The 26,433-nt window shown below is 59.2% G+C and carries 28 protein-coding genes and 5 tRNA genes; 11 read left to right on the top strand and 22 right to left on the bottom strand.

Going from position 1 to position 26,433, the window contains the following annotated elements:
- Positions 1-777 carry a TatD family hydrolase gene (locus tag BW43_RS17165; protein ID WP_032886206.1) on the top strand — a complete coding sequence of 259 codons (777 nt, stop codon included), beginning with the start codon at positions 1-3 and terminating at the stop codon, positions 775-777.
- Here BW43_RS17165 and BW43_RS17170 read toward each other — a convergent pair.
- From BW43_RS17170 to BW43_RS17190, 5 genes are all read right to left on the bottom strand, one after another.
- On the bottom strand, positions 724-1,155 hold the full coding sequence (locus BW43_RS17170) for a hypothetical protein (protein ID WP_032886205.1): 432 nt from the start codon (positions 1,153-1,155) through the stop codon (positions 724-726). The two genes, BW43_RS17165 and BW43_RS17170, sit on opposite strands and share 54 nt — an antisense overlap.
- A 126-nt stretch (positions 1,156-1,281) precedes the next feature.
- Positions 1,282-3,312, bottom strand: coding sequence for a methyl-accepting chemotaxis protein (locus tag BW43_RS17175; protein ID WP_032886204.1), 2,031 nt, complete (start codon positions 3,310-3,312; stop codon positions 1,282-1,284).
- 151 nt (positions 3,313-3,463) lie between these two features.
- Complete coding sequence (gene ampE / locus BW43_RS17180) at positions 3,464-4,300, bottom strand: regulatory signaling modulator protein AmpE (RefSeq protein ID WP_032886203.1); 837 nt, start codon at positions 4,298-4,300, stop codon at positions 3,464-3,466.
- Complete coding sequence (gene ampD, locus BW43_RS17185; protein ID WP_032886202.1) at positions 4,297-4,860, bottom strand: 1,6-anhydro-N-acetylmuramyl-L-alanine amidase AmpD; 564 nt, start codon at positions 4,858-4,860, stop codon at positions 4,297-4,299. The genes ampE and ampD overlap by 4 nt, the downstream gene beginning before the upstream one ends.
- 61 nt (positions 4,861-4,921) lie before the next feature.
- Complete coding sequence (locus BW43_RS17190; RefSeq protein ID WP_032886201.1) at positions 4,922-7,072, bottom strand: DUF1631 domain-containing protein; 2,151 nt, start codon at positions 7,070-7,072, stop codon at positions 4,922-4,924.
- A 244-nt stretch (positions 7,073-7,316) separates the two neighbouring features.
- On the opposite strand from BW43_RS17190, the gene nadC reads away from it, so the two are divergent.
- Positions 7,317-8,165 (top strand): carboxylating nicotinate-nucleotide diphosphorylase, encoded by an 849-nt coding sequence (gene nadC, locus BW43_RS17195; RefSeq protein ID WP_032886200.1) that lies wholly within the window; start codon positions 7,317-7,319, stop codon positions 8,163-8,165.
- A 65-nt stretch (positions 8,166-8,230) separates the two neighbouring features.
- Here nadC and BW43_RS17200 read toward each other — a convergent pair whose 3' ends face one another.
- The 4 genes from BW43_RS17200 to BW43_RS17215 all read right to left on the bottom strand — a co-directional run bounded on the left by BW43_RS17200 (position 8,231) and on the right by BW43_RS17215 (position 10,659).
- Entirely contained in the window at positions 8,231-8,536 is a 306-nt protein-coding gene (locus BW43_RS17200) for a DUF6388 family protein (RefSeq protein ID WP_032886199.1), read from the bottom strand.
- 164 nt (positions 8,537-8,700) lie between these two features.
- Positions 8,701-8,773: transfer RNA gene (locus tag BW43_RS17205), tRNA-Thr, on the bottom strand.
- Between the two features lie 48 nt (positions 8,774-8,821).
- Positions 8,822-10,222 carry an O-antigen ligase gene (locus BW43_RS17210; RefSeq protein WP_032886198.1) on the bottom strand — a complete coding sequence of 467 codons (1,401 nt, stop codon included), beginning with the start codon at positions 10,220-10,222 and terminating at the stop codon, positions 8,822-8,824.
- 35 nt (positions 10,223-10,257) lie between these two features.
- A complete protein-coding gene (locus tag BW43_RS17215) occupies positions 10,258-10,659 on the bottom strand; it encodes a pilin (RefSeq protein WP_032886197.1) in 402 nt (133 codons plus the stop codon).
- 202 nt (positions 10,660-10,861) lie between these two features.
- On the opposite strand from BW43_RS17215, the gene BW43_RS17220 reads away from it, so the two are divergent.
- The 4 genes from BW43_RS17220 to yacG are packed head-to-tail and all read left to right on the top strand — an operon-like array spanning position 10,862 to position 13,750.
- Complete coding sequence (locus tag BW43_RS17220) at positions 10,862-12,070, top strand: type II secretion system F family protein (RefSeq protein WP_032886196.1); 1,209 nt, start codon at positions 10,862-10,864, stop codon at positions 12,068-12,070.
- Positions 12,067-12,933, top strand: a complete 867-nt coding sequence (locus BW43_RS17225; RefSeq protein ID WP_032886195.1) for an A24 family peptidase — start codon at positions 12,067-12,069, stop codon at positions 12,931-12,933. The genes BW43_RS17220 and BW43_RS17225 overlap by 4 nt, the downstream gene beginning before the upstream one ends.
- Positions 12,930-13,553 (top strand): dephospho-CoA kinase, encoded by a 624-nt coding sequence (coaE, locus tag BW43_RS17230; RefSeq protein ID WP_032886194.1) that lies wholly within the window; start codon positions 12,930-12,932, stop codon positions 13,551-13,553. The genes BW43_RS17225 and coaE overlap by 4 nt, the downstream gene beginning before the upstream one ends.
- Complete coding sequence (gene yacG / locus BW43_RS17235) at positions 13,550-13,750, top strand: DNA gyrase inhibitor YacG (RefSeq protein ID WP_032886193.1); 201 nt, start codon at positions 13,550-13,552, stop codon at positions 13,748-13,750. The genes coaE and yacG overlap by 4 nt, the downstream gene beginning before the upstream one ends.
- Here yacG and BW43_RS17240 read toward each other — a convergent pair.
- From BW43_RS17240 to BW43_RS17250, 3 genes are all read right to left on the bottom strand, one after another.
- Complete coding sequence (locus tag BW43_RS17240; RefSeq protein ID WP_032886192.1) at positions 13,747-13,962, bottom strand: hypothetical protein; 216 nt, start codon at positions 13,960-13,962, stop codon at positions 13,747-13,749. The genes yacG and BW43_RS17240 overlap by 4 nt on opposite strands.
- Before the next feature lie 75 nt (positions 13,963-14,037).
- Positions 14,038-14,727, bottom strand: a complete 690-nt coding sequence (locus BW43_RS17245) for an energy-coupling factor ABC transporter permease (protein ID WP_032886191.1) — start codon at positions 14,725-14,727, stop codon at positions 14,038-14,040.
- Complete coding sequence (locus BW43_RS17250; protein WP_032886190.1) at positions 14,724-15,191, bottom strand: hypothetical protein; 468 nt, start codon at positions 15,189-15,191, stop codon at positions 14,724-14,726. Before BW43_RS17250 ends, BW43_RS17245 begins: the two co-directional genes overlap by 4 nt.
- A gap of 104 nt (positions 15,192-15,295) precedes the next feature.
- Here BW43_RS17250 and BW43_RS17255 point away from each other — a divergent pair, with 104 nt between their 5' ends.
- The 3 genes from BW43_RS17255 to BW43_RS17265 are packed head-to-tail and all read left to right on the top strand — an operon-like array spanning position 15,296 to position 17,515.
- Positions 15,296-15,925: a DUF1780 domain-containing protein gene (locus BW43_RS17255; protein ID WP_032886189.1), complete on the top strand. Its 630-nt coding sequence runs from the start codon at positions 15,296-15,298 to the stop codon at positions 15,923-15,925.
- Positions 15,926-15,982: 57 nt separating this feature from the next.
- Positions 15,983-16,156, top strand: coding sequence for a DUF3094 family protein (locus BW43_RS17260; RefSeq protein WP_032886188.1), 174 nt, complete (start codon positions 15,983-15,985; stop codon positions 16,154-16,156).
- A gap of 60 nt (positions 16,157-16,216) precedes the next feature.
- Positions 16,217-17,515: an NAD(P)/FAD-dependent oxidoreductase gene (locus tag BW43_RS17265; RefSeq protein ID WP_032886187.1), complete on the top strand. Its 1,299-nt coding sequence runs from the start codon at positions 16,217-16,219 to the stop codon at positions 17,513-17,515.
- 177 nt (positions 17,516-17,692) lie between these two features.
- On the opposite strand, the gene BW43_RS17270 is transcribed toward BW43_RS17265, so the two are convergent.
- The 7 genes from BW43_RS17270 to rluD form a co-directional block, all read right to left on the bottom strand.
- Positions 17,693-17,769: transfer RNA gene (locus BW43_RS17270), tRNA-Pro, on the bottom strand.
- A 94-nt stretch (positions 17,770-17,863) separates the two neighbouring features.
- A tRNA-Lys gene (locus tag BW43_RS17275) sits at positions 17,864-17,939 on the bottom strand.
- A 5-nt stretch (positions 17,940-17,944) separates the two neighbouring features.
- Positions 17,945-18,021, bottom strand: a tRNA-Pro gene (locus BW43_RS17280).
- A gap of 9 nt (positions 18,022-18,030) precedes the next feature.
- Positions 18,031-18,106, bottom strand: a tRNA-Asn gene (locus BW43_RS17285).
- Positions 18,107-18,409: 303 nt separating this feature from the next.
- A complete protein-coding gene (gene clpB / locus BW43_RS17290) occupies positions 18,410-20,974 on the bottom strand; it encodes an ATP-dependent chaperone ClpB (protein WP_032886186.1) in 2,565 nt (854 codons plus the stop codon).
- Positions 20,975-21,105: 131 nt separating this feature from the next.
- On the bottom strand, positions 21,106-21,831 hold the full coding sequence (gene pgeF, locus BW43_RS17295) for a peptidoglycan editing factor PgeF (protein ID WP_032886185.1): 726 nt from the start codon (positions 21,829-21,831) through the stop codon (positions 21,106-21,108).
- The gene (gene rluD / locus BW43_RS17300) at positions 21,828-22,790 is read right to left on the bottom strand and encodes a 23S rRNA pseudouridine(1911/1915/1917) synthase RluD (RefSeq protein WP_032886184.1); all 963 of its coding nucleotides are present in this window, start codon (positions 22,788-22,790) and stop codon (positions 21,828-21,830) included. Before rluD ends, pgeF begins: the two co-directional genes overlap by 4 nt.
- A gap of 149 nt (positions 22,791-22,939) precedes the next feature.
- Between rluD and BW43_RS17305 the strand changes: the two genes are divergently transcribed.
- Positions 22,940-23,965 (top strand): outer membrane protein assembly factor BamD, encoded by a 1,026-nt coding sequence (locus BW43_RS17305; protein ID WP_032886183.1) that lies wholly within the window; start codon positions 22,940-22,942, stop codon positions 23,963-23,965.
- A 124-nt stretch (positions 23,966-24,089) separates the two neighbouring features.
- A complete protein-coding gene (locus tag BW43_RS17310) occupies positions 24,090-24,323 on the top strand; it encodes a PP0621 family protein (protein ID WP_032886182.1) in 234 nt (77 codons plus the stop codon).
- On the opposite strand, the gene thiO is transcribed toward BW43_RS17310, so the two are convergent.
- The 3 genes from thiO to BW43_RS28295 all read right to left on the bottom strand — a co-directional run bounded on the left by thiO (position 24,310) and on the right by BW43_RS28295 (position 26,426).
- Positions 24,310-25,419 carry a glycine oxidase ThiO gene (gene thiO / locus BW43_RS17315; RefSeq protein WP_032886480.1) on the bottom strand — a complete coding sequence of 370 codons (1,110 nt, stop codon included), beginning with the start codon at positions 25,417-25,419 and terminating at the stop codon, positions 24,310-24,312. The genes BW43_RS17310 and thiO overlap by 14 nt on opposite strands.
- Before the next feature lie 63 nt (positions 25,420-25,482).
- Positions 25,483-25,884, bottom strand: coding sequence for a type IV pilin protein (locus BW43_RS17320; RefSeq protein ID WP_032886181.1), 402 nt, complete (start codon positions 25,882-25,884; stop codon positions 25,483-25,485).
- Positions 25,885-25,895: 11 nt separating this feature from the next.
- Positions 25,896-26,426, bottom strand: coding sequence for a PilX N-terminal domain-containing pilus assembly protein (locus BW43_RS28295; RefSeq protein ID WP_081797677.1), 531 nt, complete (start codon positions 26,424-26,426; stop codon positions 25,896-25,898).
- Positions 26,427-26,433: the final 7 nt, after the last annotated feature.

Raw genomic sequence — 26,433 nt, 5'->3', positions numbered from 1 at the left:
GTGGAGCTGATCGACACCCATACCCACTTGGACTTCCCGGACTTCGACAACGATCGCCCGCAAGTCCTCGCCCGCAGCCGTACACTCGGTGTGCAACGCATGGTGGTGTTGGGGGTGTATCAGCAAAATTGGCAGCGACTGTGGGATCTGGTGCAGGCGGATGAAGGATTGTTCGCGGCTTTCGGCTTGCACCCGGTGTACCTGGACAACCACCGTCCCGCCGACCTCACGGCATTGGGCGAATGGCTGAGCCGCCTGCACGGCCACCGGCAACTGTGTGCGGTGGGCGAAATTGGCCTGGATTACTTCCTTGAACACCTGGACCGCGAGCGCCAGCAAAGGCTGTTCGAAGCCCAGCTCAAACTGGCCGTGGACTTCCAACTGCCGGCGCTGCTGCACGTACGCCGCAGCCACGCAGCCGTGATCGCCACCCTCAAGCGCATCCGCCTGCCACGAGGTGGCATCATCCACGCGTTCGCCGGAAGCCGGGAGGAAGCCCACGAGTACATCAAGCTGGGCTTCAAGCTCGGCCTCGGCGGTGCCGCCACGTGGCCCCAGGCTTTGCGCATGCACAAGGTGCTGGCGCAATTGCCGCTGGACGCGGTGGTACTGGAAACCGACGCCCCCGACATGGCACCGGCCATGTACGCTGGCCAGCGCAATAGCCCTGAGCACCTGCCCGAGATCTGCACCGCCCTGGCCGAACGCATGGGCACCAGCCCGCTATTGCTGGCCGAGGCGAGCACACGCAATGCGTGGGAGCTGTTCAAGTGGTAAGGCCGGGATCACCGCTTGCAGGTTAAGGGTCATTCGCTGCCGATGACGGGCGTAGCGCAGCACCAGGAAATGCACCAACAGCACCAACAGTGACACGTTGAGCTGGCCGATCACGCTGATCAGCCCCACCCATTCAGTCACCAGTGCCACGATCAGCACCACGCTGGTCAATATCGCCATGCTCGGGCGTACCAGCGCCCAGTGGTCCAGCGCTTTGAAGTGGCGCAATTGCCGTGGGCAGTTCAGTTCCAACACATGCTGACAGTAGGGGCAGTCGAAGGGTTCTTCGATGGCGATGGCATTCAGTTGCCAGGGCTTGAGTTCAAAAGTGATGTCGCAATGGGCGCAGTGCCCCTTGATGCCAGCGGCGGTGGTCATCGTCGTGCCTCCCCTTGAGCGGGATTGAGTGAAATAAATTCTCACTCATTCCCGCGAACAAAAAAGGCACCCAGGGAAATCCAGACGAGAACTACATCACCAGAAGACCAATCCTACTCCGCCCCCTTACACGCGAAAGGCCCCGATCAATTGCTTCAACTCGATCACCTGCAATGAGAGCTGCCGGCTTGCCGCCTCGGTCTGATGTGCGCCTTGGGCCGCATGTTCGCCGGCCCGATTGATTTCGACGATGTTCTGGTCGATATCGTGGGCGACGGCAGTCTGTTGTTCCACGGCGGCAGCGATTTGCTGGTTCTGGTCGACGATCATGCCGACGGCGCCGAGGATGTTTTCCAGCGCCTGCTGGACTTTTTCCGATTGGCCGACGGTACCGCTGGCCATTTCATGGCTGGTGCCCATGGCCTTCACTGCCGCGCCGACACCGCTGTGCAGGCGGCTGATCATCTGTTCGATTTCTTCGGTGGAATGCTGAGTGCGCCGAGCCAGCGTGCGCACTTCATCGGCCACCACCGCAAAACCGCGTCCCTGCTCACCAGCCCGCGCGGCCTCAATCGCCGCGTTGAGCGCCAGCAGGTTAGTTTGCTCGGCGATGCTTTTAATGACTTCCAACACGCTGCTGATCGACTGGCTGTCAGTGGCCAGTTGGTTGATCACCCCCACTGACAAATCTATCTCCGAGGCCAGCCGCGCAATGCTGCTCTGCTGGGATTGCACCAGGCCACGGCCACTTACGGTTTCATCGTTGACGCTGTGAGCACTGCTGACCGCCGCGGCCGCACTGCGCGCCACTTCCTGGGCGGTGGCCGACATCTGGTTCATGGCCGTCGCCACTTGTTCGATTTGCGTGCGCTGGCCAGAGACCGCTTGATTGCTGCGGGCCGAAACCGTTTCCACTTGTCCGGCCTGCAGTTCGACCTGGCTGACGGTGTGACCGACGCGTTCGATCAAGTCATGGATTTTCGCCACGGTGCCGTTGAACACCTGGCCGAGATCGCCCAACTCGTCGCGGCTTTGGGCGACAAACGTGACGGTCATGTCGCCGGCCGCCACCTTGTCCATCATCGCCCCCAGGCGTCGCAGGGTGGTGCGCGTCGAGGCGTAGAAGCCTGCGTACAGATAGAAGATCAGCAGAAATACCGCTGTCAGTGCCGTGACCAGTACCACCATGTGTGTACGGTTTTGCGCCAGGCGCTGATCCAGTTGCTGCCCGAGAAAACTCAGGGTGGCGTCATCGAGCTGATAGGTCTTGGCCATCAATTGGCTGACGCTGTCGTAGAAAGCCTGCCAAGGAGCTTCGAGGGTTTCAGCCATGACCACCTGCTCTTCAAACAACTCGCTGCCTTGCTTGAGGCTGGCGTTGCTGGCCTTCGCCAAGCCATCAAGCGCAGCGTGAGCGGCTTTGCTGGAGCCCAGGGCGTCCTGCAATTTTAAGCCGTATTCGGCCTGGAGTTTTTCCAGCTGTTGCAGCAGTTCGTCAAAACGGGTGCTTGAGGAGGAATTGAGGAAGCCCTGTCCCAGGGAGTAAGCGCCCATCGCCCGCCCTTCTCCCAGGGTTTGAGTGACTTGGGGGGTGACACTGGTGATCAGTTCGCTGAGTTGGCGTAAATCGCTCTGCGGGTCACGGCTCAAGCCGGATTGGCTGGCAATGATCTGGCTGAGCATCTGCGCTTTATTCAGCAACTTGCCGATCAGCGCACTTTTGCTCAGCAACGAAGTTTCCTGTTGCTGGGCCTTGAAGGCGGCGATCAGTTCGTCGCGCTTGCCTTCAAACACGGTGATTTGCTCGGGCTCGGTGGCCATCGGGTTGAGGCCTTGCAAACGGGTGAGCACGCTCTGCTCCAAGGCGCCGATCTTGGCCTCAAGGTCACCGGCTTTGCCGGACTGGCCGAGGGTTGCGTTGATCTGCACCTGGTTATTCAGGGTCTCCAGATCTCGGCGCAGGGCCAGGCTGCTGCCGAGCAGATCAAGGCTTTGCAGTTCGACACGGGTGCCCTGGAATTCGCGCCAGGAATCACGCACCAGGTAATAGTTGGTCGCGAGCATCGGCAGCAGGAACAGCACGCTGATCAGGCTGAACTTCATGCCGAAGCTCAGGCGATTCATCAGCGCGATGGCGGGATAGAGCAAGCTCTTCACAGGTGAACTCCCTTTTCTTTTATTTTTATTGAGGCGCAGGGCGGCGGCAGAAAGCCACTATTTGGCGCTCTGTCTATATAGCTCAATTTGAAAGGGAGTTTTGTAACTTAAGGTTAACGACAGGAGCGAAGGACTCGCTCCTGTCGGAGGGTCAAGGCAGCACAGTCCAAATGGCGAAACCGGCATACCACAGCACTGCCGCGCGCAGCAGCAGCTCCCAAAGCCGATCCAGGCTATTGATGCCGTCTGCACCTACCACCGGCGGCGGGATTTCAGCAGCGACCAGGCCGACTTTTCCCACCAGTTGCGCGGCGCTGATGTCCCAGTTCAGCAGCTCGTGAAGCATGACACGACTGACTGCGACGAAATTGCCCACCAAGGCAAAGCTGGCCGCCAGCAGGCGCACCGGCAACCAGTCAAACGCATGACGCAATTGCCCGGCGCGTTCGGCCACCAGTGGGTTCTGGCTGTGCTCACTGGCCAGGGCCAAAAGCCGATAGGCCAGCGCGGCGACCGGCCCCAACAGGAAGTACCAGAAAATCACTGCGAAAAAGCTCTGGTAAGCCTGCCACAACAAATGGCCCTGAACGCGTTCCAGCAGTTGCTCACCGCTGTCGGCACCCAGCTTCAGGTCGCGCTCGGCCACGTGCTCGGAAGCTTGCAGATCACCCCGGCGCCAGGCGTCGCGAAACGGCCCAAGCCCGGCCAACAGATCACCACGGCCCAAGCTGTAGATCACCACCAGCAGGTGCACCGGCAGCGCCAACAAGCCATAGGCCACTGGTTCCAGCACCAGCAGCAACAACGCCATCAACGCCACCGGCAGCAACACCAACAGGACCAGAATCAGCCAAGGTTGCTTGCCCAGGCGCGGGCTCGACTCCAACTTGGCCAATTCACGCAACCAGCCGCCGTCACGCTGCAATCGCTGGCGCATGGCCGAGAACTTCTCGATCCACACCGCCAGCACCAATACCAGAAAACTCATCGTGCGTGTCCTCCATCCTGCAGAGCGCTGCGAAAGCGCGTCCAATCAAAAGCGGGGCCGGGATCGGTCTTGCGCCCCGGGGCGATATCGCTGTGACCGCATATGCGCTGCGGCGTAATACCGGAATAGGCCGCCAGCAACTGAAGGGTAAGGTCGATCAGCGACCTATATTGGGCGTCGGTGAAGGGCAAGTCATCCGTGCCCTCCAGCTCTATACCCAAGGAAAAGTCATTACAGGTTTCACGCCCTTCGTAGCATGAAACCCCGGCATGCCAGGCGCGGTCGATGCAGGACACAAACTGCGTCACCGCGCCGTCGCGCTCAATCAGAAAATGCGCAGACACCCGTAGCTCTGCAATCCCTTCAAAGTAGGGATGTTCCGTGACATCCAGGCGATTCTGGAAAAACTCCTGCACCTTGCCAGTGGCGAACTGCGCCGGTGGCAGGCTGATGTTATGCACCACCAACAGTGAGATTTCGCCTGTGGGGCGCTCGTTGAAGTTGGGCGAAGGGCAATGGCGAATGCCCTGGCACCAACCGCTGGCGGGGTCCAACTGCATACAGGATCCTTGAACGTGACTAAGTGTGACCAGTATGCCGCGTTCGACCCCGTGGTTGCGATCACTTGCCGCGATTGAGTTGACGCAGTTGTCCCACCACTGCCGCCAGTGCTCGCTCGAACAGCGGCCCATCATCCAGGATGTACAGCGCCCCACGCTTGAACGCCAGCGCCAGTTGGCCTGCACTTTTATCCAGGACTTTGAGCCCGGTGCGGCCAACAAAAACGTAGGTATTGGCCGGTGCCATGATCGCCATCAGCTTGCACCGCAGAGCGCTGGGCTGCCCTGGCTGGAACACGACCCAATCACCGATCCGCAATTTGTAAACCTTGAGCAGGTCCGGATCATCCGCCGGGAGATCTTCAACTGAACCAGGCGGCGTTGTGCTGAGCACTAAAGGTTCGCGCACTTCGATCAACCCATCGACACCCTCGGTCGGCTGGACATGCAGGGCCTGCAAACGAACAAAAAAATCACGGGTGCTGAAGGGGTCGAAGGCTGCGCTGGTCAACCCGTCGCGCAGGGCCTTGAGCAAGCCCGGCAACTGCTCTACTAAATGGCCCCCGGCTTCGGTGTCTTGCGGCAGGCTCACACTCCAGATCAGCTCATCCATGGTGCGCAGCGCTGCTTGCCATTGCACCGACTGCTCGCCGTACTTAAGGCTGGCCAGCAACAGCACCTGACTCCAGGCCTGTTGCAGAAACAGCACCACAGCTCGCGGTAAAACCTTGCCCAATAGCCGTCGATTGAGCACCTCGGCCACCCGTGCTCGCGCCGCGTCAGTGCGCACGCGCCCTTCTTCGGCGTCGCGAGTGTGCTGCTCAAGCAACTCGCAGCGCCGACGCTCATCAGCGGTAAACGCATTGAACTCAGTCAGTAACAGGGAAAAAATCGCCGGGTCTTCGACAAACTCATTGAGCAAACGCTGAACCACCTGCTCGATGCGCAGATACAGGCTGTCGCGCTGGTAGTCAGCGACCGGGCTCCAGCCCATGGCGGTCGTGGCAATTTCATTCAACAGGCGCCGCGCTGGGTGGCTGGCACGGCTGAAAAAACTCTTGTCCAGCACTGCCACTTTCAGCAGTGGGATCTGCAGTCGGCCGATCAAAGCCTTGAAGGCGTCCGGCACGGCGCGGTCGTTGAGGATAAATTCGAACAGCAAGGCGATCAGATTGATTACATCTTCGTCCGCATCCTCCACGACCCGCGACTTGCCACTTTTGACGCTGACACGGGTGAGCAATTGCTCAAGCTGGTTACGCAGGTCGAAATCATCTTCGACTTCCGGTTCCGGCACGTACTGCTGCAAATGGGACAACAGCCGCAACAGGTCGCGGGTGGCGATGGGCTGGGGTTCTGCGCTGGCCTCAAGCGTAGGCGACACGCTACCGCGCACGGGGGCCAACAGCGCCTGCAAAGCGGCGAAGGCTTGCTGGCCATTCTCGTCGACGGGTTGCTCCGCGCTGGGTAATGCTGCTTCACGCTGGTAATCACGAGCGGCGCGCTCGCCGGGACGACGGGAGGGTACAGCCTTGAGTTCCGGCAATACGCCGGTGGCGCCCAGCAACTGGTTGGCTTCCCCGTAGAGTTGGTCGGCGTCACTGAGCACGTATTTTTCAAACAGTTTGAGCATGATCAGTTTGACGCGGATCTCCACACCCAAACTGCGCCCCGCACGCAGGAAAAACTCGCACAGTAGCGCCGGGCCCAAAGGGTTTTCACGATCATCCAGGTTATTGCCCAGCAAGGCACTCAAGCGCGCGGTCAACTGCCCAAGCGCCAGGCCGTCTCGGTTGCGCACCCGGCCGACCATGGCCTCAAGTGCCACGGCTTTTTCCAATTCATCCTTGGATGAACTTGGCGCCGTGTCATAGGACATCACCGGCACCATCTGAAGCTCGCCCCTCCCCGCCTGACCCAGGCCGCCAAAGGCTTGGAATAACCGCTCCATGAACACGCGCTCGAAATTCTTGCGCTTGAGGCGCAGGTCGCGCATGGCTTCAAAGAAAATATGGTGATCCACGTTGCTGCGGGCCTTGTCGGCCATCTCGAACAACGTGTCGTCGGCGTTATCGAACAATTCCTGCAGCCCCTGCTGCAACTGTTGCGCAGCTCTGTCGCGAACCTGCAGCAGTACCACCGGCAGGCGCGCGAGCGGCGATGGCGTGGCGTGTGCCCTGTTGATTGGCACCACCTTTCCGTCATTGTGCATCCTGGCCTCCTGAAACGGCGGTATTGAGTTGGGGAAAGATCGGGTACAGGCCCGTTGGGCGCTGTGGAAACCGCTCATCACCAGGACGTCAAAGCTATGACGCCAATTGCAAGGCGCAGGATTATCTTGCAAATGAGGGCCGTTGCGCCAGCACCCTCTGACATTGCGTGGTAAATCAGCGGTGACTCTGGGTTCGAATGCACGCTACCCCTATAATCGGGACACTTTGTTTGTGGAGCCTGTTATGCCGAACCTCCGTCTTGCCGACCTCACCGCCGAAATCGAAGCCAACGTGCGCCGTGCACTGCTGGAAGACATCGGCAGCGGCGACATCACCGCGCAGTTGATCCCGACCGAACGGCTGGCCACCGCCACCATCATTACCCGCGATATCGCTGTGATTGCCGGTACGGCCTGGGTAGACGCAGTCTTCCGCCAACTGGACCCAAGGGTCGCCGTGCACTGGCAAGTGGCCGACGGCGAGCGCGTCAGCCCCAACCAAGCCCTGTTCCACCTCGAAGGCCCGGCGCGCTCGTTGCTCACCGGCGAACGCTCTGCCCTGAACTTCCTGCAGTTGCTGTCCGGGGTCGCCACACGCGCCCGGTTCCTCGCAGATTTTGTCGCCAGCACCCAGGTCAAGCTGCTGGATACCCGAAAAACCCTGCCCGGCCTGCGCCTGGCGCAGAAATACGCCGTGACCTGTGGTGGCTGCCACAACCACCGGATTGGCTTGTATGACGCGTTCCTGATCAAGGAAAACCACATCGCGGCCTGCGGTGGTATCGCCCAAGCCATTACCGCCGCCCACAAAATCGCGCCCGGCAAGCCGGTGGAAATCGAAGTGGAAAGCCTGGACGAACTACGCGAAGCACTGGCAGCGGGCGCCGACATCATCATGCTGGATGAATTGAGCCTGGAAGATATGCGTGAAGCCGTGCGCCTGAACGGCGGCAAGGCGAAGCTGGAAGCCAGTGGCGGGATCAATGAAAGCACCCTGCTGCCCATCGCTGAAACCGGAGTGGACTACATCTCCATCGGCGCGATGACCAAGGATGTTAAGGCGGTGGACTTGTCTATGCGACTGAGCATCTGAGGTCAATATTTGATGCTTGATTGTGGTGAGCGGGCTGCCCCGCACACCACACAAGTACGTCGGCGTCAGACGACCAGGTTATTCATCTCGCAATACTCTTCCCAATCCACACCCAGCACCTCGGCCGCCTCTTTGTGCAAGGCCAGCCGTGCGGCTTCGAACTCTTCCGGTGTCGAGGTGTACTTGAGGGTCAACTCCCAAGGCTGGAGGCCCTGGCTCTCGGCCTCGTCCTCGAATGCCCACTGGATCTGGTCGCGCTGATCATCGGCGCTCAGGTCCTTGATCTCTTCTTTGAGCTGCGGCGATTCCCCGATGTATTTTTCGAGGGCTGCTTGATGTCGAACTTCCTGGGTCATTTCAGTCGTGGTCATGTTGTTCTCTTAGATCGAGGAATGGGGATGCATCTGGGTCATCAAGGTTGCGCAGATACAAAAGAGCGGGCATGAATGCCGACTCGTCTGGCCTTCAGAACCATTCTGGGATCATCTGAAAACGTTGCCGTTTAAACACGGCATCTAAAACAGTAGCGCCTTTATGCCCGAGACAGGAATCGAACCTGCGACCTTCGCGTTACGAGTGCGCTGCTCTACCAACTGAGCTACACGGGCGGTGGGCTAAAGCTAGCACCGCATCGGGCGTCCGGCAACTTACACCCCTCAGCGAGCAATGACCCCCTGGGCCCAGAAACGTGGTTGCAGGTGATTTCCATGGTCACTCAGGTATTGCTGCTGGGCTTGCGCGATGTGAGGGACATCGCGCAGTGCAATCGCAATCAACAGACCAACGGCCAGCACACTCAGTACTTTCCAAGCCCACCCAACCAGCGGTAGCGCAACCGTTGCCGAGGCACCCCACACATGCAGCGCCATTAGCCAGCCGATTGTCAGTGCCAGCCAGACTTGGGAAATGGGCATCACGATCACGCCGTCGACCATGGACTGCACCAACGCGCCGACCAACGCTGCAAACAGACATAAGCGCAGCAGATCAACGCGCTCGGCAGACAGCGCCCTCTCACGCAGCACACCAAGCGTGGCCCATCCGGAACGCCACGCCAACACCGCCACGCAGAGTGCCGACGGCACACCCCATTCGCTGGCCCATTGCAAAACGGACTGATGCGGATGGGCGGCGATCTCGTTGGCAATATCAGCAAAATGCATCGGCCCGAACCCGAGCCATGGCCGCTCGACAAGCATATGCCATGCCTGCCACCAGATTGGACCACGCCCAGACAGCGAGGTGGTGAGGCGATCACCGGCGCCACTGGAAAGCACAATCCCCAAGTGGTCGGCCAGCGCCGTAAATACCAGCCAGTACAACAACAGGCCGCCTGCGACAGCGGCCAACTGCCACCCCATCCAGCGTCGCCCCCAGGGCCCCAGCAGCGCCAGCAGTAAACCCGCCGCGCCCATCCCTAGCCATGTACCGCGAGTACCACCGCTTATCGCAATCAGCCACCAGACGCACAACAGAGCAAACGCCGCACCTCGCAGGGCGCGGGAGATATTGGGTATCAGCAGGGGAAGCGCCAGTAACGGCAGGGTGAATGTCTGGAACTGACCGTAGAAGCGCTTGTTGGAAAAGCCGGACAGCAACAGGTCAGGATCCAGCGTAAGTGCACCACTGGTGAATGCGAGCGCACCGGCATACAGATATTGGATGGTTTTGATCAGGCACAGCAGCACCACAACCAGTATCAGCGCACGATCCATCGGCTCACCGCCGTGGCGCCGGAGTAAGGCAAACGCTACCGCAATCGCAGCGCAACTGAAAAACAATGCCACTTCGGTGAAGGCCCAGAGCGGCTGATGGGCCAGTACCGAAGACACCATGCCCATCACCAGAACCAGCGCCAGGCCCCAGCCCGTAAACCTATCCACCAAGGGTTCAAGCCTGGTAACCGACAGCCCATACAGCACCGCACAGACCCCGATGGCAATCTGCACTACGCGCTGCAGATCGTGCCCACTGAACGGTGCGCAGATCCCAATCGTCAGCAAGCACACCACTGCTACCAGGAACACACCGCCTCGCTGCTGTACGGATAACGCCATCGGCCACCTCTACTTCCCTGTGGATGGTTTAGCAGTTATGCGCCGCAACCCTTGCCGGCATATTTCTCTTCAGCAGTTGTAGTGCATTTCCAGCCGGTGGCGCTGCGCGTCAGGCTGATGGTCTTGCCCAGCACAGGCGCTGGCGCATCAAGTATTTCGCAACTGATGGAGCCCACGCCCGTCGTGACGTCGCCTGCTACATCGATCTTGCAGTTGGCGGTCGGGGTCGTGCCGCCAATCAAGGCCAAGGTGGGTACGGTGCCCTGATTGAAGGTGTCTTCGTAGCCGGCCTTCAAGGCGGTAATTTCAGCCAGGCCGGCAGTGAACTTGGCCTTGGCCTGGTGTGTGGTGTACATCGGGAGGCCGATGGTGGCCAAAATGCCGATGATTGCCACGACGATCAACAACTCGATCAAGGTAAAGCCTTTTTGACTCATCACATTCACTCTCCAGAATAGAACTCATGACAAGGCGCGTCCTGCACCCCGTTTTTTTCAGCGGCGCCAGTGTACTCACCCGTAAGCGGTCAATCGCGCACAAGACGCACATTCTGACATTTTATCCTGCGCCCTCGACACGCCCGAATCCGTCACCTGACTACGCTATAAATCTTCGAAGGTTTATATGCGGAACCGCGACATGAACAACGCTTCAACGATTTATGCTTGGGAAGGCATCAACCGAAAAGGGCGCAGGGTGTCCGGGCAAACCAAGGCTCACAACCCTGCCCTGGTCAAGGCGCAACTACGCCAGCAAGGCATCAGCCCTGGCCGTGTGCGCAAGCACTCCCCGATGCTGCCAAGCCTTACTCATTCGGTTAAAGCCACTGACATCACGCTGTTCACTCGCCAACTGGCAACGCTGCTCAGAGCCGGAATCCCCCTTTTGCAAGCCTTCGATATCATCAACGAAGGCTTCGACAACCGCGCGGTGCGTGAGCTGGTACAAGACCTGAAACAGCACATCGCAGCCGGCACCAGTCTGGCCGAGGCGTTGCGTAAACAACCGCGCTACTTCGATGAGCTGTACTGCAACCTTGTGGCCGCGGGCGAACAAGCGGGTGCGCTGGAGACCCTGCTGGACCGGGTAGCGATCCACCGCGAAAAGAGCGAGCAACTCAATGCCAGGATTAAAAAGGCCATGACCTACCCCGTTGCGGTCCTGGTGGTTGCCAGCCTGGTCACCGGCATACTGCTGGTTCACGTAGTCCCGCAGTTCCAGACCCTGTTCGCCGGGGTTGACGGTAAGCTGCCAACGCTTACCTTGCAGGTGATCGCCTTGTCGGCATTCGTGCAGCAAGCCTGGTGGATGCTGGTGTTGGGCATTGCCGCCGGAATCATGGGATTGCGTAAGGCTTATCGGAGCTCGCCGCGTTTTCGCTACTGGCTCGACGCCGGTTTGTTGAATGCGCCCTTGGCAGGCAAACTGCTGACAAAATCCGCAGTGGCCCGCTACGCCCGTACGTTGTCCACCACCTTTGCAGCGGGTGTTCCACTGGTACAGGCTTTGGACTCAGTCGCCGGCGCCGTGGGCAATGCTCCGTTCAAACAGGCAATCGAACATATGCGTCACGATGTATCCACTGGCATGCAGTTGAATCACTCCATGACCAACAGCGGCCTGTTTCCCAGTATGGCGATTCAGATGACAGCAATCGGCGAAGAATCGGGCATGCTGGAACAGATGCTGGAAAAAGTCGCCAACCACTATGAGAACGACGTGGACAACCAAGTCGACAGCCTCACCAGCCTGATGGAACCGCTGATCATGGTGGTTCTGGGGGGGATTGTCGCGACGCTGGTCATCGCCATGTACCTGCCGGTCTTCCAACTGGGGAGCGCATTTTGAATTTGCTGTTGAGTGAGCACCCATGGGCCTTTGTGGCGATAGCGTCGGTACTGGGGCTGATCGTCGGCAGTTTTCTCAATGTGCTCGTGTGGCGCCTGCCAAAAATGCTCGAACGGGAATGGCGTGCTCAGGCCCACGAAGTGCTCGGTTTACCTGCTGAGCCTGCCGGGCCGACCTACAACCTGATGCACCCCAACTCGTGCTGCCCGCACTGTGATCATCCGATCCGGCCGTGGGAAAACATCCCGGTGCTCAGTTACCTGATACTCCGAGGCCGCTGCGCCCACTGCCAGGCAACCATCAGCACACGCTACCCCTTCACCGAGCTTGCGTGCGGGCTGATCTCGGCCTGGGTCGCCCTACATTTCGGCTTTGGCTGGCAAGCCGCAGCAGTGCTGATATTGAGTTGGGGGTTGCTGGCAATGAGCCTGATCGACGCGGACCACCAATTACTGCCAGATGTGCTGGTGCTGCCATTGCTGTGGCTGGGGTTGATCGTCAACAGCTTTGAATTACTGACAACTTTACCCGACGCCCTTTGGGGCACAGTGATCGGCTACATGAGCTTATGGAGCGTGTTCTGGCTGTTCAAATTGGTCACCGGTAAGGACGGCATGGGCCACGGCGACTTCAAGTTACTGGCTCTGCTCGGCGCCTGGGGTGGTTGGCAGATTTTGCCGATGACACTGTTGATGTCGTCGCTGGTGGGAGTGGTTATCGGGCTGATCCTGATGCGCGTGCGCAAGACTCAGGCTTCGGCCCCGATGCCGTTTGGTCCGTATCTGGCAATTGCCGGCTGGATTGCATTGCTCTGGGGTGGTCAAATAACCGACTTCTATTTGCAGTCTGTCGGTTTCAGATGACCACTTCTGTTGCAACACCCTGGATTCTTGGCCTCACCGGCGGCATCGGCAGCGGTAAAAGCGCGGCGGCCCAGCACTTTATCGACCTGGGCGTGGACCTGGTCGACGCCGACCACGCCGCGCGCTGGGTGGTCGAGCCTGGCCGGCCGGCACTGGCACGCATCGCCGAGCACTTTGGTGCACACGTGCTGCAGCCCGACGGTCAACTGGACCGCGCCGCGTTGCGCAAGCTGATCTTTGAAGTACCTGAAGAGCGCCTATGGCTGGAAGGCTTGCTACACCCGCTGATCGGCGAGGAGATTCGCAGCCACCTGGCGCGCGCGCGCTCGCCTTACGCGATCCTGGTGTCGCCGCTGCTGATCGAGTCCGGCCAGTACAGCATGACCCAGCGCATCCTGGTGATCGACGTGCCGCAATCGGTGCAGATTCAGCGTACCCTGCAGCGCGACGGCATCAGCGAACAGCAAGTACAGGCGATTCTAAAGGCTCAGTCCAGCCGTGAAGACCGCCTGAACCATGCCGATGACGTACTGGTCAATGACCAGGACCTCGCCTGGCTGCACAGCGAGGTCGAGCGACTGCACCACTTTTACCTTACTTTGCGTGGAGGCCGATCATGAGCCAACCCTTGACCGTCGACTGCCCAACCTGCGGCGCCCCCGTGGAATGGAAAACCGACAATCTCAACCGGCCGTTTTGCTCGGACCGTTGCAAACTCATCGATCTGGGCGCCTGGGCCGCTGAAGAACACAAGATCCCCGTAGCCCCGGACGCAGAAGACGAGCTGTTTTCCGAAGATCTGCCGCCTCGCCATTAAGGCCGCATAAAGGCATATTCCTGCTGGTCGTCGAGGTTTTCTGCAAGGTATTGCAGCTCGTCGGCCAGGTCTTCAAAACTGCGCACGCCCTTGCTCTGCTGCACAACCGCACTGAGCATGGCCCGCAGGGTCAGGCCTGGGTCGAAACCGATTTCCTGCGCCGCATCCTGGCTTTTTCGCAACTCCTGCCGTGCCCACTCATACACACCCATGATCCGTGCTCCCGCCTGCTTATCTAAAATTTGGCAGAGCATGGGCCTGCTCGCTCGCCCTGGGTTTGATCTGGATCAACGCTGCGAATCGTCATCCTTCCAAGGCGCAGAGAGGTAGCGGGTGCGGTTGAAGGTCTCCAGCCATTCGGGGCAAAACACCACCAGAGCGCTGATGACCATGCCGTTGATAAAGGCCTCTGGGAAGATGATCAGCCACAGGTAGCCGACGAAATCTTCCAGCCATTCCGGCATGGCAAAACGGCCGTCAAACCATAGCAAACCCAACCCCAGTAACAGGCAGAGCAAGGCGGACAGCGCGGCAGCAAAAAAACCGGAGCAAAAGATATACACGAAAGGATTGCGCGGCTGCGCCCGCTCGACCACAAGCGCACAGCCTTCGGTGATCAGCACCGGCAGCACGACCAGCAGCAGGCCGTTGACGCCAAGGGCCGCCAGGTCCTGGCGCCCAAGCAGCATTAACCCGAACTGGGCGGCAAAACCACCGACGATGGCCAGGGGCCAATCCAGCAGCAGGGTTACGGCGGTCATACCAATAAAGTGGTAGGACACACCAGTGTCGAAATCCCGCCGCACCAGCCACAACATGAACAGTGCGAACACCGTACCGAACAGCAAATGCTGGCGCCGCCGGTCGGCAAACAACTCGACCCAGGGCGAGCGCAGGATCGCCCATAGCAGCACAGGCGCGTACAACAGCCAGCCGATGCCCAGGGTTGTGGGCGCCAGCACTGCGGCGCTGATCACGGCCTCACCTGCTCCAGGGCCTGGCGCAATTCGGCAGCAGTGCCGTATTCGTGCTGAGAAACCAACGCACCGTTTTCCAGCTGCAGCCACAGCACTTTATCCGCCGCTGCGGGATAACGCGGGGCGATACGCGCGTCACGGTCCAGCATGACCCGGTAGTTGTAGGATTGCATGGCGGGTACCGCGAACAGTTTGGCGATCAGTCGAGGCATGCGCTGGATATCGGCGACGAACACTGCATGCCGTGCTTCTAAGTAGCCTTTAGGTTGGCCTTGCAGCGCCGCATCTACCAGCTTCGCTGCGTCCATGCTGCGCGCCACCAGCAGAATCTGCGCATGGTTATCGAGGGTATAGGCTTGGTCGAATTGATCGAGCAAGGTCCAGGGAGTGAGGCGCTCGCCCACTTCAACAGCCTGCGCCCATACCGGTAAAAGACTTAGCAACAACACCACCAGAAACTTCACTGCACGCTCCTCATTTGGGGGAATTACGCTTGAAAGGCCAGTCTACACCCTGGCTTTTGCGGCAGGACTTCCTGCGGTCATCATTTGGACGCTAAGCTGCATGCATGGATGACTCAGATTATTTGCGCCTGCTCACCGTAGCAGCCGAACAAGCCAATGCGTTCCTGTCCAATGCCCGCAAATGGGAGCGTGAGCGTTGGGTCTGCCAGCGCCTGCTGCAAGGTTTGAACGTGCCTTACCGCGCCGAAGAGTTTCATGCCGCAGGTCAAGAACCACCGGATGTGCTGTTTCGCGATGCCAGTTTCGAGGTGTTTTTCGTACTTGATGAAGGGCGGCGACTGAACGACGAATGGCGAGACGAACTGCTGCGCCGGCGTAGCGCATTCTCCCTCAGCCAACTGGTGCGGCGCGAAGCCAAGCCTCGGCGAATCCCCGCTCATGAATTCCTGCTGCGCCTGGCGCCCACGTTGCGCAAGAAGGCCCACAACTACAAAGAGCGCGGGATGGACCTGGGCGAACTGGATCTTGTCGCGTTCACCAGCCTCAAGCGCGAAGTGCTCGACCTCAACAGCCACTTCCCACCCCCCACCGAATACTTGCGCCAAGGCTGGCGCTCGCTGTCTCTGGTGGGGCCAACGTTCGCGCGAGTGCTGTTCGCTCACCCGGACGCCCCGGACTTCTTGCGCAACAACCTGGGGCGCAGCATAGTGTTCGACGTGGGGATCAGCCTCTGATCGCACCCCGACTGTAACGTGGCGCCCTTTTGCAACGTCTACCTGACGAGGCCTTATATGACCAGTCGCCTGAACCCCGACGACCAAAAGCATGTCGAAGAGTATCTGCAACTCTCCCAAAACCGAGTCGAGCGCAAGCCTTTCCGGCCGTGGCTGCTCCTTGGTGTGGTGCTGGTGGTGGTGATCGGGCTCGGTCTGCTGAGCCGCCTTTTGAGTTACCTAACGCTATGAGCTGCCTGGCGCTCGCGAGGGTAACTGCTCCGATTTCTTTTAGCCTTGCGAGATATCCCTATGACCCATCGTATTATTATCGTCGGCGGCGGCGCCGGCGGTCTGGAGTTGGCTACCCGCCTGGGTAAGACTCTGGGCAAGCGTGGCACTGCCAGCATCACGCTGGTGGACACCAACCTGACCCATATCTGGAAGCCGCTGCTGCACGAAGTGGCCGCCGGGTCGCTGAACTCTTCGGAAGACGAACTCAACTACGTCGCCCAGGCCAAATGGAACCACTTCGAGTTCCAACTGGGGCGCATGAGCGGGCTTGACCGAGAGCAGAAGAAGATTCAGTTGGCCGCCACCCTCGACGAAGAGGGCCGCGAACTGGTGCCTGCGCGCGTTCTGAGCTACGACAGCCTAGTGATTGCGGTAGGCAGCACCACTAACGACTTCGGCACCGAGGGCGCGGCGCAACACTGCCTGTTTCTCGACACCCGCAAACAGGCCGAACGTTTTCACCAGCAACTGCTCAACCACTACCTGCGCGCACATGCCGGACAGACCGATGTCGTCGAGCAGATCAGTGTCGCCATCGTCGGCGCCGGCGCCACCGGCGTCGAACTCGCCGCCGAGCTGCATAACGCTGCCCATGAGCTGGCTGCCTACGGCCTGGACCGAATCAAGCCGGAAAACATGCACATCACCCTGATCGAAGCCGGCCCACGCGTACTGCCCGCCCTACCGGAGCGTATTGGCGGGCCTGTGCATAAAACCCTGGAGAAGCTCGGCGTGACCGTACTGACCAACTCGGCCGTCAGCGAAGTCACCGCCGATGCACTGATTACCAGCAGCGGCCAGGTGATTCCGGCCAGTCTTAAAGTGTGGGCTGCGGGGATTCGCGCGCCAGGGTTCCTCAAGGATATTGATGGCCTGGAAACCAACCGCATCAATCAGCTGCAAGTGCTGCCGACGCTGCAAACCACCCGCGACGAAAATATCTTTGCGTTCGGCGACTGCGCCGCGTGCCCGCAACCGGGCACCGACCGCAACGTACCACCACGGGCCCAGGCTGCCCACCAGCAAGCATCGTTGCTGGCTAAGTCGCTGAAGCTACGCATCGAGGGCAAGGAGCTGCCGTCGTACAAGTACACCGACTATGGATCGCTGATCTCGCTGTCACGCTTTTCAGCGGTGGGTAACTTGATGGGCAATCTGACAGGCAGTGTGATGCTGGAAGGCTGGCTGGCGCGGATGTTCTACGTGTCGCTGTACCGGATGCACCAGATGGCGCTCTATGGCTTCTTCCGCACGGCGATGCTGATGCTGGGCAGCAGGATTGGGCGTGGTACTGAGCCGCGACTCAAACTTCACTAACAACATAAAATAATGTCGGAGGGGGCCTGCTCCCGATCGCGGTGGGTCAGCTATGTCTTCATTGGCTGACAGACTGCTGTCGGGATCAGGCCCCCTCTCACGTTTGATGCGCAGTGTTTTGAGGTTTTGCGTGCGCAAAAAAAATCCCCGTATCTTTCGATACGAGGATTTTTAATATGGTCGGGGTAGGGGGATTCGAACTCCCGACATCCTGCTCCCAAAGCAGGCGCGCTACCGGACTGCGCTATACCCCGGTAAAAAAAAGGCGACCTCTCAGTCGCCTTCTTCGATCAGCGCTTTTGGCCTCTGATCTTAAGATTCGATTCCAGCGCTAACTGGTCTCAAAAATGGTGGGTCGTGTGGGATTCGAACCTACGACCAATTGGTTAAAAGCCAACTGCTCTACCAACTGAGCTAACGACCCAAAAATGGTCGGGGTAGGGGGATTCGAACTCCCGACATCCTGCTCCCAAAGCAGGCGCGCTACCGGACTGCGCTATACCCCGGTTTGAAATTGGCTCCGTGACCAGGACTCGAACCTGGGACCCAATGATTAACAGTCATTTGCTCTACCGACTGAGCTATCACGGAACTACATATTTCAAAGTACAACTTTTACTGCTTGAAACTCTCCTCTTCGACCCTGTCCGTATCGCTACGTTAGCGTCTCTGAGGCGCGCTATTCTACAATCTTAAAAACCCCTGTCAACCCTTTAAATTGCTTTTAAGACAATGATTTGCGCTTCTTTCTGATTTCTTCTTGGGGAGAAGAAACCCGTGGGCTGACGTTGCTGCGGGGCGCACTTTACAAGCCTTTCCCTTACAGTTCAACGCCCTAACGAAAAAAAAGGTCCCGCGATGCGGGACCTTCTCTCATAACGCTGCAATCCAGGCTTAATGGAAGACGATTTCGTCGTTCTCCACAGTCGCCTCTACGCTGGTGCCTGGCATAAAGCTGCCTGACAGGATCAACTGCGCCAGCGGGTTTTCGATCCAGCGCTGGATCGCACGTTTCAAAGGCCGTGCACCATACACCGGGTCGTAACCGACTGCGATCAGCTTGTCTAACGCCTCGCGGCTCAGCTCCAGCGACAGCTCGCGCTCTGCCAGACGACCGCGCAAGCGGCCCAACTGGATCTCGGTGATGCCCGCGATCTGATCACGCGCCAATGGCTCGAAGATCACCACTTCGTCGACCCGGTTGATGAATTCCGGGCGGAAGTGTGTGGTCAGCGCATCCATTACCGCAGCGCGCTGGGCCTCACGATCACCTACCAACTCCTGGATCTGGGAGGAGCCCAGGTTGGACGTCATCACGATCACCGTGTTGCGGAAGTCAACGGTACGCCCGTGACTGTCCGTCAACCGACCATCTTCCAGCACTTGCAGCAGGATGTTGAATACATCCGGATGCGCCTTCTCGACCTCATCCAGCAGGATCACCGAGTAAGGCTTACGCCGCACGGCTTCGGTCAGGTAACCGCCCTCCTCGTAGCCCACATAGCCTGGTGGAGCACCGATCAGGCGAGCCACCGAGTGTTTTTCCATGAACTCGGACATATCGATCCGCACCATGGCCTCTTCAGTATCAAAGAGAAACTCAGCCAGCGCCTTGCATAGCTCGGTCTTACCCACGCCGGTCGGGCCAAGAAACATGAACGAGCCGCTCGGGCGGTTCGGGTCGGACAAGCCGGCCCGCGAACGCCGTACCGCGTTGGACACCGCCACGACCGCCTCTTCCTGGCCGATCACGCGCTGGTGCAATAGATGCTCCATCTTCAGCAGCTTGTCGCGCTCGCCTTCGAGCATTTTCGACACAGGAATGCCGGTCCACTTCGAGACGACTTCGGCGATTTCTTCCTCGGTCACCTTGCTGCGCAGCAACTGATTCTCGCTCTTGCCGTGCTGGTCGACCATTTGCAAGCTGCGCTCCAGGTCCGGGATGACACCGTACTGCAATTCGGCCATGCGGTTCAGGTCGCCCTTACGGCGTGCAGCCTCCAGTTCCTGACGGGACTGTTCGATCTTTTGCTGGATCTGCGCAGAGCCCTGCACTTCGGCTTTTTCCGAGGTCCAGATCTCTTCCAGGTCCGAATACTCGCGCTCAAGCCGCAAAATTTCTTCCTGGAGTTTTTCCAGGCGTTTCTTCGCAGCGTCGTCTTCTTCTTTCTTTAAAGCCTGAGATTCGACTTTCAGTTGAATCAGGCGCCGATCCAGGCGGTCGAGCACTTCCGGCTTGGAGTCGATTTCCATACGAATGCGGCTGGCCGCTTCGTCGATCAAATCGATGGCCTTGTCCGGCAACTGACGATCGGTGATATAGCGATGGCTCAATTTGGCCGCTGCAATGATCGCACCGTCAGTGATCGCCACCTTGTGGTGGACCTCATAGCGTTCTTTCAAACCGCGCAGGATGGCGATGGTGTCCTCTTCGCTCGGTTCTTCCACCAGCACTTTCTGGAAGCGACGCTCAAGGGCTGCATCCTTCTCTATATATTGACGGTACTCGTTGAGCGTCGTTGCACCTACGCAGTGCAACTCGCCGCGCGCCAAAGCTGGCTTGAGCATGTTGCCAGCATCCATCGAGCCCTCGCCTTTTCCGGCGCCGACCATGGTGTGCAGTTCGTCGATAAACAGAATGATCTGCCCTTCCTGCTTCGACAGTTCATTAAGCAGAGATTTCAGGCGCTCTTCAAACTCGCCGCGGAACTTAGCACCGGCGATCAACGACCCCATGTCCAAGGACAGCAGGCGTTTGCCTTTAAGGCCGTCCGGCACTTCACCATTGATGATGCGCTGAGCCAAACCCTCGGCAATCGCGGTTTTACCCACACCAGGCTCACCGATCAGCACAGGGTTATTCTTGGTGCGACGCTGCAGGACTTGGATGGTGCGACGAATCTCGTCGTCGCGGCCGATGACAGGATCAAGCTTGCCTTCTTCGGCACGCTTGGTCAGATCGACGGTGTACTTGTCCAGGGCCTGGCGCGACTCCTCGTGGTTAGGATCATTCACCGCGTCGCCACCACGCAGATTGTTGATGGCATTTTCCAGGGCTTTCTTGCTCACGCCCTGGCCCAGCAACAACTTGCCGAGCTTGCTGTTCTCGTCCATGGCGGCGAGCAGCACCAGTTCGCTGGAGATGAACTGGTCGCCCTTTTGCTGGGCCAGGCGGTCGGCCTGGTTAAGCAGGCGCGCCAGATCCTGCGACATGTTCACGTCGCCGGTTGGATTTTGGATTTTTGGCAGCTGGTCGAGCTCTTTGCTCAACTCCTTGCGCAGGCTGCTGACATCAAAGCCCACCTGCATCAGCAAGGGCTTGATAGAACCACCTTGCTGTTCCAGAAGAGCCTGCATCAAGTGTGCAGGCTCAATGGCCGGGTGGTCGAGACCCACCGCCAACGACTGGGAGTCCGATAACGCCAACTGTAATTTGCTGGTTAAACGATCAATACGCATTAGTCACCTTCCTTTTGAGCAGGCCGGAGCTATAAAACATTCCTGAATGAAGAAACCTGCCAGATACCCTTATAGATGGGGTGGATTCTGGAAGATTCAAGCTACGGACAGTTGACGTAAGTCAGGAGAGTCTAGCGTTCGAGCCAGATAAGGGAGGCAAATCGACCGGTGCGCGGACTGCGCCGGTAAGAAAAGAAGCGCGGATCGGTCACGGTGCACAAACCACCACCGTAAACAGCCGTGACACCCCGTGCGGCAAGGCGCAGGCGAGCCAGTTGATAGATGTCGGCCATGAACTTGCCAGGATTACGGCTCGGCACAAAGGCTTGGGCAGTGGTCGGCAGTTGCTGCATGAAGGCTTCACGCACCTCAGGACCGACTTCAAAGGATTGAGGACCGATTGCCGGGCCCAACCAGACCAATACGTCGGCAGGAGCGGTATCCAGACTTTCGAAAGCCGCTTCCAACACGCCAGCCGCCAACCCGCGCCAACCGGCATGGGCCGCTGCGACACGAGTCCCTGCGCGGTTGCAGAATAACGCGGGCAGGCAATCGGCAGTCATAGAGGTACAAGCGATGCCTGGGTTGCTGGTCCAACAGCCATCGGCTTCAGCCGTGCGGCCAGGATCAGCCTCAACCACGGTCACCCCGTGAACTTGGCGCAGCCAGGCCGGCTGAATATCAAATGCGTCGCTAAGACGACGGCGATTTTCAAGAACGGCCTCCAGCCTGTCCTCTACATGATCGCCCAAGTTGAGGCTGTCGAACGGCGCCAGGCTGACGCCGCCCGCACGGGTGGTAACGCAGGCCTTTACCCGAGCCGGCGCGGGCCAGTCAGGTATCAGCCAGTCACTCATCCAACAAACGCCTCACGGTCCTGCTTGAGCAGTGACAGCAACCAGACAAAATCGTCCGGCAGTGGCGATTCCCAGCTCATGCGCTTACCACTCGTCGGATGATCCAGTTCCAGGAAGCGTGCATGCAGTGCCTGGCGCGGGAACGTCTTGAGCGATTCAACCATTGTCTGACTGGCCGCAGGCGGAATGCGGAAGCGACCACCGTAGGCAGGATCGCCGACCAACGGGAAGTTGATGTGTGCCATGTGCACTCGAATCTGGTGAGTACGACCGGTTTCCAGCTTGACCCGAACGTGGGTGTGGGAACGGAAACGCTCCAATACACGGTAGTGGCTTACGGCCTGCTTGCCGCCCTCCATTACCGCCATGCGCTGGCGCTGCTGGCCGTGGCGACCGATAGGGGCGTTGATCTTGCCACCCGCGACGACCACGCCGATCACGATGCACTCATAGATCCGGCTGACGCTACGGCTCTGCAACTGCGTAACCAGTTGCGTCTGCGCCTGAATGGTCTTGGCAACCACCATCAGGCCGGTGGTGTCCTTGTCCAGACGGTGCACGATACCGCAGCGCGGCACGTTGATGATGTCCGGGATATGGTGCAACAGGGCATTGAGCAAGGTGCCATCAGCGTGCCCGGCCGCCGGGTGAACCACCAGGCCTGCGGGTTTGTTGATGACGAGGATGTCGTCGTCTTCATAGACGATATCCAGCTCAATGTCTTGGGCGACCCATTCTCCCTGGGCTTCCTGCTCGGCAGTCAGCTCAAGAATCGCACCGCCATGGACTATGTCTCGCGGGCGGATAACCGCTCCATCCACAGTCAGGCGGCCGTCTTTGATCCAGGCGGAAAGGCGCGAGCGCGAGTGCTCAGCGAATAATTGTGCGGCGACTTGATCGAGGCGTTGGCCGCCCAATTCGGACGGCACCTCTGCGCGAAGTTCAATTTTATCGGACATGCTCAGACTAGGCGTGGCACAGCCTTTGGTTTCGGCTGCGCGCTTGTGGTTAAATACGGCGTCTTTTGCCCCGAGGCTTTCAACGGGGCGCTCATCATAACAGGACGGCCCCGCCCAAGACAGCGGCCGTCATAGGGACGCAAGCCGCCATGCAAGTGAAACACCTGCTGCTGATCGCCATCCTCGCCATGACTGCTGCTTGCTCGTCAACAAAGGAAGTCGTCGACGAAAACCTGAGCGAAGTCGAGCTGTACCAACTGGCACAGAAAGACTTGGACAATAATAGCTACACCAGCGCCACAGCGAAGCTGAAGGCACTGGAGTCGCGTTATCCGTTCGGGCGCTATGCCGACCAGGCTCAGCTTGAGCTGATCTATGCCAACTACAAGAACGCCGAACCGGAAGCCGCCAAGTCCGCCGCCGAGCGTTTCATCCGTTTGCACCCGCAACACCCGAACGTGGACTACGCCTACTACCTCAAGGGCCTGACCTCGTTCGACCAGGATGTTGGCCTGCTGGCGCGCTTCCTGCCGCTGGACATGACCAAGCGTGACCCAGGTGCTGCCCGCGACTCCTACAATGAGTTCGCCCAGCTGACCAGCCGCTACCCGAACAGCCGCTACGCCCCGGACGCCAAGCAGCGCATGATCTACCTGCGCAACCTGCTGGCGTCTTACGAGATCCACGTAGCTCACTACTACCTGACCCGTCAAGCGTATGTCGCTGCTGCCAACCGTGGCCGCTACGTAGTAGAAAACTTCCAGGAGACCCCTTCCGTGGGTGACGGCCTGGCAGTGATGACCGAGGCCTACCAACGTCTGCACTTGGACGAACTGGCCAACACCAGCCTGGAAACCCTGAAGCTCAACTACCCGGATCACCCGAGCCTGAAAGACGGCCAGTTCGTGCCTCAGGTTGCAGAAGCGGACAACCGTTCGTGGCTGAGCAAATACACCCTGGGCCTGATCGAGTCGCGCCCACCGTTGCCGCCGGGCGAAACCCGCGCCAATCAGGACGTGATCAAGCAGTACCAGGACGCCAAGGAAGCCATTCCTTCGGAGCTCAAGCCGCACGACGAGAACGGCGACGTGATCGAAGAAGAAGAGCCAGAGGCCCTGGGCAACAATCAGGACCGCTCCTGGTTCAGCTACATGACCTTCGGTGTGTTCGACTGATCTGTCGACGCAACGCAAAAAGGAGCCCCTCGGGGCTCCTTTTTTATTGGGCAGTATTATTGCGCTGTGCGCTTGCCACGTCCTTGGCTAAACTGGCGCATTCCTTATCGAGAAACCGCCCATCATGCTTCGTCTTCTGTTCTGGATTGCCGTTATTGCTGCCGCGGTATGGTTCTGGCGCAAATTCAAAAGCCCGGCCACCAAGCAGCGACGCACAAGCGAGCCAAGCGCTGCGTTGATGGTGCGCTGCGCCCACTGCGGCGTGCACCTGCCACAGGATCGCGCTCTAAGCTCGCGCCAGGAGTGGTATTGCACCCAGGCGCATCTGGAGCAGGGACCGAAGTCTATCCAGCGCTGACCCGACCTTCAGGCGCGTAAGGTGCGGGGTCGATAATCGGCGTATGCCCTAGCAGCAAGTCTGCAAACAACTGACAGGACGCCGGCGCCAGAACCAGGCCGTTGCGGTAGTGCCCGCAGTTGAGCCACAGCCCTTTGAAGCCGGGCACCTGGCCAATATAGGGAATGCCTTCCGGTGAACCGGGGCGCAAACCGGCCCAATGCCCAACCACCTCGGCATCCGCCAGAGCGGGAATCAGTTCCACAGCCGAGGCCTTGAGACTTTCCAGCGCAGTTTCGGTGGGTGTCTTGTCGAAGCCCTCATGTTCCAGGGTACTTCCGATGAGAATGTGTCCGTCGCGCCGGGGGATGGCGTAACGCCCCTTGGCCAGGACCATGCTCGACAGGAAGTCCGAGGCGCACTTGTACAAAATCATCTGCCCCTTGACCGGCTCCACCGGAAGCGCCAAGCCCAGCGTGCCAAGCAACTCACCGCTCCACGCTCCTGCCGCCAACACTACATGCGCCCCCACAATCGGCCCCTCTGCCGTATTTACGCCCACCACATTGTCGCCTTCCAGAACAAATCCGGTGACTTCGCACTGTTCGTGAACGATTACGCCAGGCATCGCCAATAACGCGGCTTTAAGGGATTTAACCAAGCGAGGGTTTCGCACATTGGCCACATTCGCCATATAGATTGCCTGGCAATACCCGCCGCCCAGCACCGGCACCGCATCATGGGCGGCCGAAACATCCACTCTGGTCAGGGGCCGACCTTCACGGATCGCCCACGCCAGCGCTTCAGCCTCGTCGTCCAAGTCCAACCAGTACAAGCCGGTGACATGAACCTCCGGATCCACGCCGGTGGCGGCAAACAGGCGCTCACCCAGTTGTGGATAAAAATCCTGGGACCAATGGGCCAAAGCAGTGACCGCCGGGCTGTAGCGCCACGGATACAGCGGCGAAACAATGCCACCGCCCGCCCATGAAGACTCCTGCCCAACGCCGGCGCGCTCCAACAGGACGACCGCCTGCCCCTGGCTCGCCAGGTTGTACGCCGTCAGCAGGCCAATGACTCCGCCCCCGACAATCACCACTTGCTGTTGCTTAGCCATCATTTGATCCAGCCGATAAAATAGGAACAGGCGCGCCCGGCGCCCAATCATCCAGCCACCTCATCATTGCCCCCAGCATGTCTGGCGCGACATTTCAGGAGCAGCACCCGGATTGGCCCGTAGACCGGTGCTGCTGAGGCTGAAGCCACCGCAAGGGTCACCAGCCATCAACGAATCGGCGCCCGGCGTAGCGACCAGGTAGAAATCCTGAGGGTTCAACGCAGCGGTGATTCTATAGCGATCATTGCCCGTGCTGATGCCGCTTGCGTCAATAAATGTGCCGTTCCTCGTATAAAAGCGCTCCAGTAGCTGAGCTTGCTCAGTCAGCAGCGCGACAATTTCCGCGCGATAGACTTTTTTCACATGGCCGGTGTACCCGGGGTAAGCGATCCCGGCCAGAAACGCGATAATCGCCACAGCGATCAGTAACTCGATCAGGGTAAATCCCTGGCTGTCCACGCCCATTCCATTGCTCCTTATTGAAGTTGTCGCCAAGACACTCGCCTAAAACGAGAGCCACTGGCTTCTTCCACTCGCGCGTACACGGTCTCCAATACCGTGCGTGACTGACCACTGATCCCAATCGCCGTCACCCGGTACAACGTTGCTGGGGTTTGCGGTGGCAAATTCGCCAGCCCTACGCTCGGACCAAGGGATTGAATACCGTAGAGCCCCCCTTTGATGGCAACCCAGTTAACTGATGAAACAGGACTGGTACCGGCCGCGACCACCGACAACGCCTCATCCGGAGGCCCACAGGCAACAATCGAATGGCACTGCGGCAAATCCGCACCCTTTCGCCTCACAACTTCCTCCCCCAGCCTTAAGCCACTTTCTGCTGATTGAAACGATTGGTTGCGATGCCACAGGCTGCCGGCAATTTTTTGCTGGGTGACTGCCCCCTGCATGGACGACAACCCGATCAACGCCAACAACAGCAGAAACACCAGGCTTATCAGCAGGACTATCCCTCTTTGTCGCAAAGAAATACCTCCAGCACTCTTCATGGCTGCC

This window comes from Pseudomonas sp. RIT357, from assembly GCF_000632245.1.
GTDB classification, from domain to species: domain Bacteria; phylum Pseudomonadota; class Gammaproteobacteria; order Pseudomonadales; family Pseudomonadaceae; genus Aquipseudomonas; species Aquipseudomonas sivasensis.
The sequence above is the reverse complement of the archived record's forward strand: the minus strand, read 5'-3'. Positions and strand labels throughout refer to the sequence as shown.